This is a genomic window from Primorskyibacter flagellatus (assembly GCF_014638275.1).
Lineage (GTDB): Bacteria > Pseudomonadota > Alphaproteobacteria > Rhodobacterales > Rhodobacteraceae > Pseudooceanicola > Pseudooceanicola flagellatus_A.
In genome coordinates, this window is the sequence record NZ_BMFJ01000001.1 from 165,821 (window position 1) to 179,304 (window position 13,484).

General features: G+C 65.8%; 9 protein-coding genes. 4 read left to right on the plus strand and 5 right to left on the minus strand.

All coding sequences use genetic code 11. The features are described from left to right. Positions 1-22: 22 nt before the first annotated feature. Entirely contained in the window at positions 23-853 is an 831-nt protein-coding gene (locus tag IEV87_RS00775; protein WP_188475734.1) for an SDR family NAD(P)-dependent oxidoreductase, read from the minus strand. Positions 854-872: 19 nt separating this feature from the next. Beyond that, positions 873-1,433: an SH3 domain-containing protein gene (locus tag IEV87_RS00780; protein WP_188475735.1), complete on the minus strand. Its 561-nt coding sequence runs from the start codon at positions 1,431-1,433 to the stop codon at positions 873-875. Positions 1,434-1,612: 179 nt separating this feature from the next. Between IEV87_RS00780 and IEV87_RS00785 the strand changes: the two genes are divergently transcribed. Next, on the plus strand, positions 1,613-3,928 hold the full coding sequence (locus IEV87_RS00785) for a DNA topoisomerase IV subunit A (protein ID WP_188475736.1): 2,316 nt from the start codon (positions 1,613-1,615) through the stop codon (positions 3,926-3,928). Between the two features lie 26 nt (positions 3,929-3,954). Here the strand turns inward: IEV87_RS00785 and IEV87_RS00790 are convergent, their stop codons facing one another. After that, entirely contained in the window at positions 3,955-6,528 is a 2,574-nt protein-coding gene (locus IEV87_RS00790) for a CheR family methyltransferase (RefSeq protein WP_229737396.1), read from the minus strand. A gap of 80 nt (positions 6,529-6,608) precedes the next feature. Here IEV87_RS00790 and IEV87_RS00795 point away from each other — a divergent pair, with 80 nt between their 5' ends. Both IEV87_RS00795 and IEV87_RS00800 read left to right on the plus strand, forming a co-directional pair. Then, positions 6,609-6,971 (plus strand): response regulator, encoded by a 363-nt coding sequence (locus tag IEV87_RS00795; RefSeq protein ID WP_188475737.1) that lies wholly within the window; start codon positions 6,609-6,611, stop codon positions 6,969-6,971. A gap of 120 nt (positions 6,972-7,091) precedes the next feature. Continuing rightward, positions 7,092-9,341 (plus strand): ATP-binding response regulator, encoded by a 2,250-nt coding sequence (locus tag IEV87_RS00800; protein ID WP_188475738.1) that lies wholly within the window; start codon positions 7,092-7,094, stop codon positions 9,339-9,341. On the opposite strand, the gene IEV87_RS00805 is transcribed toward IEV87_RS00800, so the two are convergent. Together IEV87_RS00805 and IEV87_RS00810 are read right to left on the minus strand one after the other, a co-directional pair. Further along, positions 9,326-11,164 (minus strand): putative bifunctional diguanylate cyclase/phosphodiesterase, encoded by a 1,839-nt coding sequence (locus tag IEV87_RS00805; protein WP_188475739.1) that lies wholly within the window; start codon positions 11,162-11,164, stop codon positions 9,326-9,328. The genes IEV87_RS00800 and IEV87_RS00805 overlap by 16 nt on opposite strands. 120 nt (positions 11,165-11,284) lie before the next feature. Then, positions 11,285-12,652, minus strand: a complete 1,368-nt coding sequence (locus IEV87_RS00810; RefSeq protein WP_188475740.1) for a cytochrome P450 — start codon at positions 12,650-12,652, stop codon at positions 11,285-11,287. 176 nt (positions 12,653-12,828) lie between these two features. On the opposite strand from IEV87_RS00810, the gene IEV87_RS00815 reads away from it, so the two are divergent. Further along, entirely contained in the window at positions 12,829-13,443 is a 615-nt protein-coding gene (locus IEV87_RS00815; protein ID WP_188475741.1) for a hypothetical protein, read from the plus strand. Positions 13,444-13,484: the final 41 nt, after the last annotated feature.

The window sequence follows — 13,484 nt, forward strand, 5'->3', positions numbered from 1 at the left end:
AACAGGCCAATTCCGCGCAGCGTCAGCCGAGCGACAGGACCCGGTCCAGCAGGGCGGTCGGCAACAGCCGTCGCGCGAGCATCATCGCGGTCGTCGGGACGGTCACGCGATAGCGGGCGCGGGGGCGCGGGGATTCGAGCGCATGGATCAAAGCCCGCGTCGTCGCCTCGGGTCCCAGTTCAAAGCGGTCGCGGCCGGGAGACCGGTAGAGCCGTTTCAGCAGGGTGTCGCGATACTGGTCGGCGCGCGGAGATTTTTCCCAGTCGACATGCCGTTCGAACAGAGGAACGGAATTGGCGCGGATGCGGCTGGTGATCGGCCCCGGTTCCAGCAGGATGACGTGAATGGGCGTGTCGCGCATTTCGATCCGCAGGGTATCGGTCAGCCCCTCCAACGCGAATTTCGACGCGACATAGGGCGCACGCCAGGGGGCGGCGACAAGGCCCAGAACGGAGGAGCAATTGACGATCCGCCCGTGCCCCTGTGACCGCATGACCGGAATCGTCAATCTGGTCATTTCGTGCGGCCCGAAGAGGTTGGTTTCGAAGACCTTCTTCAGGCCGGCGCGGGGGATGTCTTCACACGCGCCGGGCAGGGCGATGGCGCCGTTGTTGTAAAGTGCGTCGAGCGTGCCGCCGGTTGCCTCGAGCACCGTGTCGAGTGCGGCGCGGAGGGACCTGCTGTCGGTGTAGTCCAGGTGCAGGCTCTCAAGCCCCTCCGCGCGCAGGCGGGCGACGTCCTCCGGCTTGCGGCATGTGGCGAAGACGCGCCAGCCGCGCGCCTTCAGGCCGTGCGCGGCATGGTATCCGATGCCGGAAGACGAGCCGGTGATGAGGACAGATCTGGGGGGCATGCGGCCCGCTGGCCGCAGCTCAGTTGGCGGCGGAGACGAGGAAATCCGCCATCCAGCCGACATTGCCGGTTTCGGCGACGCGCAGCTTCAGCCAGCCGTTGCCGGGGTCGGACAGCACTTCGACCTCCTCGCCGCGGGTCAGGCGGCCGACCACCGAATAGCTGGTGCCGGGGCCGTTCCGCATGTTGACGTTGTTGCCGGAGACGAGGCGCAGGTCGACCGGGGTGTCGGAGGCGGGAACGACGCCGTCGGTGGTCTCTTCACCGTTCAGCACGCGCCCGAAGGAGGCGATGACGGCGGGGTCCACGGCGGCGAGCTCATCTTCGTCCGGCTTGCGGATGTCGAAGCTCGGCTCGGCCGAATAGGCGGCGCGGGTCACTTCCGCCGCGGGTTCGGGTTCGATGCGGGTGACGACGGGCACCTCTGCCGGGGCGGTTGCGGCCTGGGCTGCGCCAGCCTGGGTTGCGGACGATTCAGGCTGTTCAACCTGCGCGGACATCGGGACAAAATCGTTTCCACCGCTCATCTCGTAGAAAGCCCAGCCGAGGAAGAGGAAGGTGAGGATAATGAACTTGTACATAGTCGATCCGTTTTGCCGCCGTGTGAGTGGTCGTTTCGGGGAGGTAACGCGCAGGTAACATATTGGTTTCATTATATGGCGATTCGGTTGACGGGGTGAGTACGGAAAACCCGTAATGACGCAGGGTTGTCATTGCGGTCACGCTTTACCGGCAGGCCGCGGCGCGTTACACATCATCTATGAGCGATCTCGTAGATGACCCCAACATGGGCGGGTCCGAAATATCGGAGCCCCTGTCCCGCGCCATCGGCGACCGGTACCTGACCTATGCGCTGTCGACAATCATGCATCGGGCGCTGCCGGATGCCCGCGACGGGCTGAAGCCGGTGCACCGCCGCATTCTCTACGCGATGCGTGAACTGCGGCTGACGGCGGGGGGGCGGTTCCGGAAGTCGTCCAAGATTTCCGGCGACGTCATGGGGAACTTTCACCCGCACGGCGATCAGGCGATCTATGACGCGATGGCGCGGCTGGCGCAGGATTTCAACGTCCGCTATCCGCTGGTCGACGGGCAGGGGAACTTCGGCAATATCGACGGGGACAACCCCGCCGCCTCCCGCTACACCGAAGCGCGCCTGACCGCCATCGCCGAGGCGATGATGGAGGGGCTGGCCGAGGATGCGGTCGACTTCCGCGACAATTACGACGGCACTCTGACCGAGCCGGTGGTGCTGCCCGCGGCGATCCCGAACCTTCTGGCCAACGGGTCCTCGGGCATCGCGGTCGGCATGGCGACCAACATCCCGCCGCACAATATCGAGGAGTTGTGCAACGCCGCGCTGCATCTGATCAAGACGCCGGATGCGCGGGACGAGACGCTGCTGAACTACGTTCCGGGGCCGGATTTTCCGACCGGCGGCATCATGGTGGAGCCGCGCGATACGGTGGCAGAGGCCTATCGCACGGGGCGCGGGTCTTTCCGGCTGCGCGCGAAGTGGGAGGTCGAGGACCTTGGCCGGGGCACCTGGCAGATCGTCGTCACCGAGATCCCCTATCAGGTGCAGAAGTCCAAGCTGATCGAGCGCATCGCGGAACTGATCCAGACCAAGAAGATCCCGATCCTCGCCGATATCCGGGACGAGAGCGCCGACGACATTCGCATGGTGCTGGAGCCGCGCTCCAAGTCGGTGCAGCCGGATGTGCTGATGAACATGCTGTTCCGGAACTCGGACCTGGAGGTCCGGTTTTCGATGAACATGAACGTGCTGATCGACGGGGTGACGCCGAAGGTCTGTTCGCTGAAGGAGGTGCTGCGCGCCTTCCTCGACCATCGCCGCGACGTGCTGCTGCGGCGGTCGACGCACCGGATGGAGAAGATCGACCACCGGCTCGAGGTTCTCGAAGGGTTCATCATCGCGTTCCTCAACCTGGACCGCGTGATCGACATCATCCGCTACGACGACGATCCCAAGGCCGCGCTGATGGCCGAGGACTGGAACCTCAAGCGGGGCCGTGCCGCGACGGAGGCCGCCTATGTCAGCCCGGTCGGACTGGACGAAGAGGGCGAGCTGACAGAGGTGCAGGTCGAGGCGATCCTCAACATGCGGCTGCGCAGCTTGCGGCGGCTGGAGGAGATGGAGCTTATCCGCGAACGCGACGCCCTGATGGAGGAACGCGCCGGGCTGGAGGACCTTCTGGAAAGCGAGACCCTGCAGTGGGACAAGGTCGCCGAGCAGGTGCGCGAGGTCCGCAAGACCTTCGGCGCCAAGTCCGAAGGCGGGGCGCGGCGCACCCTGATCGAGGAGGCCGGGGAAGTCGAGGAGGTCCCTCTCGAGGCGATGATCGAGCGGGAGCCGATCACCGTCGTCTGTTCGAAGATGGGCTGGGTCCGGGGCATGAAGGGTCATCTGGACCTCGCCCAGGGCGACAAGCTGAAATTCAAGGATGGCGACGAGGGGCGGTTTGCCTTCCACGCCGAAACCACCGACAAGCTGCTGATCTTCGCCACCAACGGGCGGTTCTACACCGTCACGGCGGCGAACCTGCCCGGCGGGCGCGGCATGGGCGAACCGCTGCGGCTGATGGTCGACCTGCCGAACGAGGCCGAGATCATCGACATCCTGATCCACAAGCCGGGCCGCAGGTTGGTCGTGGCGTCCTCGGCCGGGGACGGGTTCCTGGTGCCGGAGGAGGAGGTCGTCGCACAGACGCGGTCGGGCAAGCAGGTGCTGAACGTCAAGGACGGCGTCACCGCGCTGGTCTGCAAACCGGTCGAAGGCGATGCGGTCGCGGTGGTCGGAGAAAATCGCAAGATGCTGGTTTTCCCGCTGGACGAATTGCCGGAAATGAACCGCGGCAAGGGCGTCAGGTTGCAGAAGTACAAGGATGGGGGCCTGTCCGACGTGACGACCTTTACCCTGTCCGAGGGGCTGAGCTGGCTCGACCCCGCCGGGCGGCGGCGGCATGAGCCCGATCTTGCGGAATGGGTGGCGCGCAGGGCCGGGACCGGCCGGATGGCGCCGCGCGGTTTCCCGCGCGACAACAAGTTCACCTGACAAGCGGTTGAAAGCAGGGGCTTCGTCTAGTCGAAGCCCTTGAAGATCAGCACGGCGCCGCGGACCTGGTCCGTTTCCTCCGCGGGTTCGATCGGATGGCATTCGACCGTGAACTGCCTGCCGTCGTAGGGCCCGTGTTCCGCGAAGGTCTGGCCGGTGCGGAGCGTTTCCTCGACCAGCCTGCGCAGGTCCGTGAAGTCGAACCTCGGGCCGACGACATCCAGCGTGCGGTCCACGTCGTGGTCCTGCATCTGGAATCTCTGGCCGACCAGCTGGCTGAAGCGCCGGATCTTTCCCTTGCTGTCGAGCACGATGACGCCGACCTTCAGCAGGCGCAGCACGAGGTCCATGTTCGCGTTGAGATCGGAAAGCTCCTCGATCTTCAGCTCGTGTTCTGTGCTGACCGTGACCAGTTCCTCGTTGACCGCGTGGAGTTCCTCGTTCGAGCTCTGAAGTTCCTCGTTGGAGGCCTGAAGCTCTTCGTTTGACGCCTGGAGTTCCTCGTTCGACGCCTGCAGCTCTTCGCCGCTGGCCTCAAGCCGTTCGGTGACCTGCTGCAGGGTTTCCTCTGTCAGGCGGAGGTCGCGTTCCAGTTCCGTGATGCGGCGCGACAGGATCGCGGCGTCCTCGTTGGCGGCCAGTGCCGGGGTCGCCTCGTCACCCTCGCGGGCGGGTGTCTCCTCCTCCAGCTTGATCGAGACGAGCAGGAACCGGGCGTTGGCCTGCTGTTCCAGCGGTTCGATGGTGAGCCGGCAATGCTGCGTCTGGTTGTTGTCGAATTCGACTTTTACCCGGCGCACGTAGGTTTCCATGTCGTTGCGGCGCAGCTTTTCCATCCCGACGTTGATCGGGAAGTGGAGCGAGGGATGGACGATGTCCTCGATCGTCCAGTCGGCAAGGTTGTTCATCGTATCGATGAAGGCGCTGGCCGCGCCGAACCAGCTTAGCACGCGACCGTCCGAGGAGATCAGGATCGAGGACGGCGCATAGCGCTTGAGCAGGGCGTTGTAGCTCTTGATCAGCGTGTCGCGGTTGCGGAGTTCCTGGGAGTCTCCGGGCGGGAAATGGCTGTGGTTGCGGGCGACGGGAAACTGTTGCGCGGCCATGTCCGTGCGCCGCCCCTTGGGGCGGCCGGACAGCAGCGACCGGTCGATCCCGGCGCGCGTCGTGTCCTTCCGGTACAGCCGCCAGCGCTGGTTGACCGCGGTGAACTCCTCACTGTGCGCCCCGAGCGTTTCCGACGGGCCGAGGAACAGGAACCCGTTGCGCCGGAGGCCGAACATGAACATCGAGATGATGCGCGAACGGGGTTCGGAATTGAGGTAGATCAGCAGGTTGCGACAGGAGATCAGGTCAAGATGCATGAACGGCGGATCGCTCAGCGCATCGTGAACCGAGAAGATCAGCTTCTGGCGCAGTACCGGCTCCACGATGAACTGGTCGCGGTGGCGGACGAAATACCGGTCGCGAAGGTCCGGCGCCATCTTGGTCAGCGACTCCTCTCCGTAGATGCCGGTGGAGGCGCGGTCGATGGACCGCCGGTGCACGTCGGTGGCGATGACGCGGAACTTGCGGTCGGTGCCGGATTCGCGGATCGCCTCGTTCAGTTCGATGGCGATGGTATAGGCCTCTTCGCCACTGGCGCAGGCCGGCACCCAGACCCGGATCGGATCGTCATCCTCCTTTTCCCGGATCAGCTGATCGATTGCGCCCTTGCGCAGGGCCTCGATCGCCTCAGGGTTGCGGTAGAATTGGGTGACCCCGATCAGCAGGTCCTGGTAGAGTTCGTCCAGCGCCATCGGATTGGCGAGCAGCAGCTGGCGGTATTCGTCGACGTCGCGGAACCCGTGCAATTGCTGGCGCCGTTCGATGCGGCGCTGCACCAGGTCGGGCTTGTAGGCGCTGAAGTCTATATTGGTCTGCTGTTTCAGAAGGTCCTGGATTTCCCGCGACATGCGCGAGGCCTGCGCGGAAACGGCGGTCAGATGATCCTTTCCGTGTTCCAGATAGTCAGAGATCGCGGACGGCATTTCCGAGGGCGACAGGATGCGATCCACCGCGCCGCTTTTCAGCACCGACTGTGGCATCGACCCGAAATCGGCCTCCTGCGGGGTCTGAACGATCATCGCGGCGCCCTTGGCATGAAGCGCCAGCGCGCCGCGTGTCCCGTCAGAGCCCGAGCCGGAGAGAACAACGCCGATGGTCCGGGACGGATCGCGATTGCAAAGCGAACTCAGAAAATAATCGATCGGCAAATGCGGAAGGCCGTCGCCTTCGTCATATGCGCGGGTCCGGAATTTCTCACCCTCTAGTTTAACAAATTCGCTCGGCTTGTTGAGATATACCGTGTTGGGTTCAATTTTAAGCCCGTCCTCGACGTGCTGAATGCGGTGATGAAACTGTCGCTCCAGCAAAGTCTTCATCATGGAGCGGTAATCCGGCGACAGATGCTGGATGACGACATAGCTCCAGCCCCGGTCGTGGGGCGCGGTCTGGAAGAACGCTTCGAGGGGTTCCAGGCCGCCGGCCGATGCGCCTAGCGCGATCAGCGGTATCACGCCGCGAGAGGGCTCCGCGGTCTGACCGGATTGGACGCTCACACTCGTGCTCCATACTCAATTTTTGACCCTGTGGTCATTAGACCATATAGAGTCTGGCGTGGAAACAGGAGGTTTGAGTCGTGGCGCGGATTCTCATTGCGGATGACGACGTTGCGTACCGCAAGGCATTCTGCGACGGGCTGACCGTGATGGGCCATCAGGCTGATGGCGTGCCGGACGGGGCCTCAGCCCTCGAGGCGCTGAAGGCGGCGGATTACGACGTCGTCTTCCTGGATGTGATCATGCGGGGGGGCGGGGCGATCACGCTTGTCCATGACGTGAAGGTCGCATTTCCGGACGTCAAGATCGTGGTCATCAGCGGGCAGCCGCACATTTACGATACTCCGCTGTTTCGCGATGGATTCCGGTTTGCCGATGCGCGGCTGAAAAAGGACGCGTCGCTTCAGCAAATTCATGATACCGTGCAGACGTGCCTGCAATGAATTGCGCGCCCGGTCCGTCCGGGCCCGTATTGCCGGATACGGCAGCCGCATATTCACCGGTCGGTACCGGTGTCTAGAACAGGGGGCAATGTGCCGGGTCCGCGCAGGATCTCCGGATGGATGGCAGGCGGCGCGCTAGGTGTCGCGCTGCTTTGCCTGACGCTTGGCTGGGGCGCCGGTTTCGACGTGTTCGTCCGGGTTGCGCCGAGCCTTCCGGCCATGGTTCCCGCAAGCGCGCTGTGCCTGGCCCTTCTGGCGGTCGCGCAGCTGACCTCGCTGACGGAGCATCGGGTCGCACGGCTGGCGGGGGCGGCCATACTGGCGGCGACCGTCCCTTTGATCGTCGTACTGTCGCAGGTCGGACCGGACTGGCTGCATCCGACGTCGACGGATCTGGTCTCCGTTTCGACGGTCTTCGGTGTGTCGGTCGTCGCGCTGGCACAGGTGGTGGCCCGCATGCCCGAAGGAAGGCGCCACGGGCTGCACTCTACGGTTGCACTGGTTGGCGTGTTCCTGTCGGGCTCAGGGCTCAGCGGTTTCCTGATCGACCGGGAGGCGCTGAACGTGCAGGCGCCGTTCATCGGGCTGTCTGTCCTGACCGCCCTCTGCCTGTTCCTGCTGAGCCTGTCGATCATCTTCGGGCGTCCCGAGGGAACCTTCGTGCGGCTGCTGTTCGATGAGAGGCCGGGCGGTCGGACAGTCCGGCGGTTCCTGCCCTGGGCCGTTGCGATCCCCTTGTGGCTGGGCATTTTTTCTGCACTGGCGACAGATGCCCGGCTGCTAGAGGAAGGGGTCCGCCTGAACTTATTTGCGGTTGCCATGGTCGCAGTCGCGTCGGTGCTGGTTGTCGGCACGGGGTGGGCACAGGTGCAGCAGCAGGAACGTGACCGGATCGCGCAGAGCCGGCTGCGCGGCCTGATGGCGGGGCTCGAAACGGCGATTTTCCTGGGTCGGGGCGAGGGTGACATGGTCGCCATGAACCCGCGTGCACAGGCGATGCTTGCGGACGGTCCGGGATCGGCTCTCTCACGGGTTCCGTTTCATTCGCTGCAGGATCGTGGACCGCTGGAGGGCCGGGATCATCCGTTGTCGCGGGCGCTGGACGGCAGCGGGCCCGCCTTCGTCGGATGGGTCGACGGGGCGGGGGCGGAACGGGTGCTGCAGTTCACGACCTATCCGCTTGGCGATCCCGACCAGACGGAAACCGTCGTGGCGGTGCTGGACGTGACGGAGCCGTGGCTGCTGCGCGAGAACCTGTCGCTGGCAGAGCGGCGCGAGGCGATTGCCAGTATCGCGCAGGGCTATGCACACGAACTGACCAACATCTTCGGCATCATCAAGCTGGCGGCAGGGAGCGCACAGTTGAATGCGCCGGATTTCGCGGCAGAGTCGCTCGGTTCGATCCAGACCGCCTGCCGGAGGGGCGGTTACCTCGTCGACCGGATGCAGGCGCTGACGCGGGAAGGGCAGGATGGCGCGCAGCCGACGGATGCGGCCGAAGTGCTGTCGGATGCCGTCGTGTCCGCGCGTGAGGCGCTGTCGCCGGGCGTGTCGCTGGTGGCCGACATCCCCGAGGTCGCGCTGCCCGTCGCCTGCGATCCGGTGGACCTTGAGGTCGCGTTGAAGAACCTCGTCGTCAATGCGGAGGATGCGATCCGCGAAGGCGGCGTGGCCGATGGCCGAATCGTCGTCCGGCTGGTGCCGGGAGACGGCGCGCTGGCGCTGCACGTGCGCGACACCGGCCCCGGCATTGCGCCCGAGGTCGCGGCGCATGCGACGGAACCCTTCTGGACCACTCGCCGCAGCCGGGGCGGTGTCGGTCTCGGCCTGTCCATCGTTCAGACGCTGGCGAACCGGCTTGGCGGCTCCTTCGTCATCGGCCCGGCGAAGGGTCAGGGGGCTGAGGCCGTGCTGACCCTGCCGCTTTCGAATGGCGCGGGTGGTGAAGATGACGGCGCGGTGCGTCCGCCGGTGTCGAGGCTTGACGGAATATCCGTTCTGGTGGTCGAGGACGATCGGGAATTCCAGGGAATGCTGGCGGAAACGCTGCGAACGCTTGGTGCCGCGGTGACCCATTGTGCGACGGGGGATGAGGCGCTGGCGTATCTGCTCGCGCATTCCGAAACGGACGTTCTGGTCGCCGACTACCTGCTTGAGGGCGAGATGACGGGGCATGAACTGGCCGTCGCGGCACGTGCCGCCGGGAGCGCGGCGCGCGTGGTCTATCTGTCGGGGTATCTGGAACGCGGCCGCAAGCCCTTGCCCGATGCGCCGGGGCTGATGCTGAGGAAGCCGGTGAGCCTCGGGCTGCTGTCGAATTCCATCCGTCTGGCGGCGCGATCCAGGTCGAGTGGTCAGCCGAGGTCGTAACGGGTCCGGTAGGACGCCAGCGCTTCACCGGCGAGGGGCTGGTCGAACAGGTAGCCCTGACCGTAGTGGCAGCCGATGTTGCGCAGGACGGTGACCTGCTGCGCGGTCTCGATACCCTCCGCGATGACGGCGTGGCCAAGGTTCCGGCACATGGCGACAATCGATTCCAGCACGGCGAGGTCCCGGTTGCCGGTGGTCAGGTTGTCGACGAAGTACTTGTCGATCTTGATGAGGTCGATCGGCCAGTGGGCGAGGTGGCGCAGCCCGCCGTAGCCGGTTCCGAAATCGTCCAGCGCGACGCTGGCCCCGCGCGCCCTGAGTTCGTCGAGGGAGCGGAAGATCTGGCCGCTCTGTTCGCCGAGCATGGTCTGTTCGGTGACTTCGATCGTCAGCCGGCTCCAGTCGAACCCGGTGTCGGCCACGGCGGACTGCACCTCGAATGCGAATTCGGGATTCATCAGGTCGAAGAAGGTCACGTTCAGCGCCAGCCGCATCGGCGCGCCCGTCGGGGCGATGGTGGCGGCATAGTCGCGGAAGGCGCGGTGCATGATGGTGCGGGTCATCTTCTCGGCCATGGAATGATCCCGGAAGATGGCGGAGAATTCGGAGGGCGGCAGGTTGCGGCCGCGGCTGTCGCGCCAGCGGGCGAGCACCTCGAACCCCGTGCAGGTGCCGTCCGACAGGTCCACGACCGGCTGGAAATGGGGCAGGATGTCGTCGCGCTTGACCGCCGAGAGGAACTGCTTGCCGAGTTCGGAATTGTTGTAGCGGTCGTGGCGGCGTGGGTGGAAGACGGTACTGATGCTGCGGCCCGAGTCCTTGGCAGCGTAAAGCGCGGCGTCCGCCATCTCGAACAGCTGGGAATAGGTGGTGCCATGGTCCGGGTACTGGCTGGCGCCGATACTGACATGGCCGAGGTCGGGTTTTCCAAGCAGGGCGGTGGCGCGCTGGATGCCGCTGCGGCAGCGCGACAGCAGCCCGTCAAGATAGGCGCGTCCGCCCGGCGGCAGCGGGGTCAGCACGCCGAATTCGTCCCCGCCGAGCCGTCCGACGACGCTGATGTCGGGCAGGTTGGTGCGCAGGGCCTTGGCGATGGTCTTGAGGTACATGTCGCCGAACTGGTGGCCGTAGAGGTCGTTCACCAGCTTGAAATGGTCGATGTCGATCACCACGAAGGCCGCGCCCTGGAGCCCGCTGTCGAGCAGCGCGCTGGCCTTGTTTTCGAAGGAGGCGGGGTTTTCCAGCTGGGTCAATACGTCGATTTCGGCGATGCGCTGCAGCCGGGCCGTGCGGTTGGTGAGCGATACGACCTCGTAGGTCAGATCGGCCACGCTTTCATGACCGGACCAGAGCAGTTCGGCGACATGGGCCAGCCTGCGGCAGATGTCGATGGTCTGGTCACCCTGCCAGTCGTCGGCCCGGAAGGCAAAGCACAGGACCCCGCCCGACACGCTGTCCTGTGCGGTCAGCGGCAGGCCGAGCAGCCGGTAGTCGGTGCCGTGCAATTGCAGCTGCCTGATCCGGTAGGGCGTGCCGAGCCGGGTCCGCGGCGTGTCGGCGGTTCCGGTGCCGCCGGAATCCTGGGTGGCGAAGTCGCGAAGGGCACGGCCGAGCGGCCCCTCGGGGACAATGGAGACGCCGGGTTTCAGCCCCCCGGTCAGGTCGGAGTTCACGAGGACAGCAGAAGCCGCCGCGCCGGTGGCCATCTCCGCCGCCTCGCGGATGACGTCGAGCAGCTGTTCCAGCTCCGGCTCCGTCAGGTCCGGCGAAAAGTGCGGGTCGTCTGGTGCATGCAACGTCATGACAGGTTCGGGCAGGTACACGGTACTGGCTCCATCGTAAACGAACCCGGAGACGGTTTCATCTTTTGATTATGCGTTCATCATTTGATTACGAAGCTTAATATCCCGTTAACACGCCGTGCGCTGCGGTGCGATTGCCCTTTATTTGCGCGGTTCGGCGGTCAGCCAGACACCACCCTCGGGGCGCAGCGTGATGATCATCACCGGCTTTGGCTGGCGGCCGGGTACGGCGCGGAACCGGAACCGGGCCAGCAGGGTGGCGAGGATGATGACCGCCTCCTGCACGGCAAATCCTGCGCCGATGCAGATGCGGGGGCCGTCGCCGAAGGGCAGATAGGCATAACGGTCGACCGGGGAGCCGTCGCTGAACCGTGCGGGATCGAAGCTGTCGGGCGCATCCCAGAGCAGGCGGTTCCGGTGCAGCGCATAGATCGGCAGCATGACCGTGTCTCCGGCCCGGATTTCGCGCCCGCAGAGCGTGTCTGCGGTCTGCGCGGTGCGGGAGATCAGGCCGGCCGGGGGGTAGAGTCGCAGCGTCTCGTCCACGATGGCGCGGATGGCAGGTAAGGCGGCGATGTCGTCGGCTGTGGCGGCGCGCGCGCCCAGAACGCGGCGGGCCTCTTCCCCGGCGGCCTCCTGAACGTCGGGATCGAAGGCGCAGAGATAGAGCGCCCAGGCCAGGGTGAGCGCGGTGGTTTCGTGGCCGGCGACGATGAAGGTCAGCAGGTTGTCGCGGATTTCCGGCGTGCGCATGCGGCGCTGCGTGTCCGGGTCCTCTCCGGCGATGAGCAGGTCCAGAAGGTCGGGCGGGTTGCCCGCGCCGTCGCTGCGTCGCGCTATGATCGCCTCGTCCGCGGCCTGTTTCATGCGCCGCACCGCGTCGCCCGACATCACGCGGCCGGGGCGTGGGACCCAGCCCGGCAGGCCAAGCAGGTCGAAGAGCGATACGCGCCCGGCCACGTCGATATAGCTGTCGATGGCGCGGTGCATCGCCTCCCGGTCGAACTGCGCCTTGCCGGACAGGGTGACGTCCGAGATGACCTCGAAGGTGGCGCGCACCATCTCCGCGTACATGTCCAGCGCCCGCGGGCCGGAGGCGGTGACCCGGGTGGCGGTGGCCTCGGCCGCGCGGGTCATCATGGGGGCGAGGTTGGCGATGTTGCGGCGCGAGAAGGCGGGCGCGGCGGCGCGGCGCTGCCAGCGCCAGTGCGCGCCCTCGGCGATGAACAGGCTTTCGCCGATGGCCGGGCGGAGCAGGTTCTTGGTGACCACGGACTTCGGGTAATCGTCGACCCTCTCAAGCAGCACCCGCCGGATCGCGGGCGGGTCCATCAGCATGTGCCAGCGCGCCCCGGTCCTGCCGGATACGATCGGCTGGCGCACGGCGAGATCGGGCAGGATGTCGAGCAGGTTGGAGCGCGCGGCCCGCAGGCTGCCGAACAGGCCAAGCGGGGTGGTGACAAGCGGGGCCTTGACCGGCTCTGCCATGCGGATGGTGCTGTCGGGCATCGCGTCGCTCCGTTCTGGCGTGCGGGCGGGGGCTTGGCAGGAAGATAGGGGCGCGCGGGCCGTCCGGCAATGCGGGGTGGCGGTGGAGGGGCGTGCGACACCGGGAAGGTTTGCATGACCTGCCGGGTTCGGCTATCCGGGTTCCGCCGCGCATCCAGCGCCCTGGAGGACCCCGAATGATCCGTCTGATCATTGCCCTGTTCACGCTTGCCACGCTGATCGGCTGTACCAGCAGCGCCGATCTCAAGGAACCGCCCGCCGATCTGGGGAACTTCCGGCTTGGCCACAACGTCGTGGTTGCCTCCAAGATGCGGAAGGCGGGTCTGTCGCGCGATGCGACGCAGGAGGAATGGGTGGCGTCGCTGACCGGCGCGATCGACGAACGGTTCGGGCGGTACGAGGGCGACCGGCTGTATCACATCGGCGTGTCGGTGGAGGGCTTCTCCATCGCGCCGGCGGGGGTGCCGCTGCTGGTGTCGCCCAAGAGCATCCTGCTGATCCGCGCGACGGTCTGGGACGACCAGCTGGGCCGCAAGCTGAACGAGGAGGCCAAGCAGTTCACGGTCTTCGAGTCGCTGTCGGAGGAGACGGTGGTGGGGTCCGGCCTGACCCAGACCAAGGAAGAGCAGATGCAGAACCTGTCGCGCAACGCCGCCAAGATGATCCAGACCTGGATGCTGGAACATCCGGAGTGGTTCCCCGGAATCGGCAGCGGCAAGACCCCGATGGCCCCGGCGACCGCGAAGGCGGCCGAGGCCGCGGCGGTTTCCGCGCCGGCGGTCGAAGGGTGAGGCGCTGTTCGGCGCTTGAATCTCCTTCCGGATCCCCTTAA

Coding starts and splice junctions, on each gene's coding strand:
- IEV87_RS00775 (WP_188475734.1), bottom strand. CDS start 853: ATGCCCCCCAGATCTGTCCTCATCACCGGCTCGTCTTCCGGCATCGGA.
- IEV87_RS00780 (WP_188475735.1), bottom strand. CDS start 1,433: ATGTACAAGTTCATTATCCTCACCTTCCTCTTCCTCGGCTGGGCTTTC.
- IEV87_RS00785 (WP_188475736.1), top strand. CDS start 1,613: ATGAGCGATCTCGTAGATGACCCCAACATGGGCGGGTCCGAAATATCG.
- IEV87_RS00800 (WP_188475738.1), top strand. CDS start 7,092: ATGGCAGGCGGCGCGCTAGGTGTCGCGCTGCTTTGCCTGACGCTTGGC.
- IEV87_RS00810 (WP_188475740.1), bottom strand. CDS start 12,652: ATGCCCGACAGCACCATCCGCATGGCAGAGCCGGTCAAGGCCCCGCTT.
- IEV87_RS00815 (WP_188475741.1), top strand. CDS start 12,829: ATGATCCGTCTGATCATTGCCCTGTTCACGCTTGCCACGCTGATCGGC.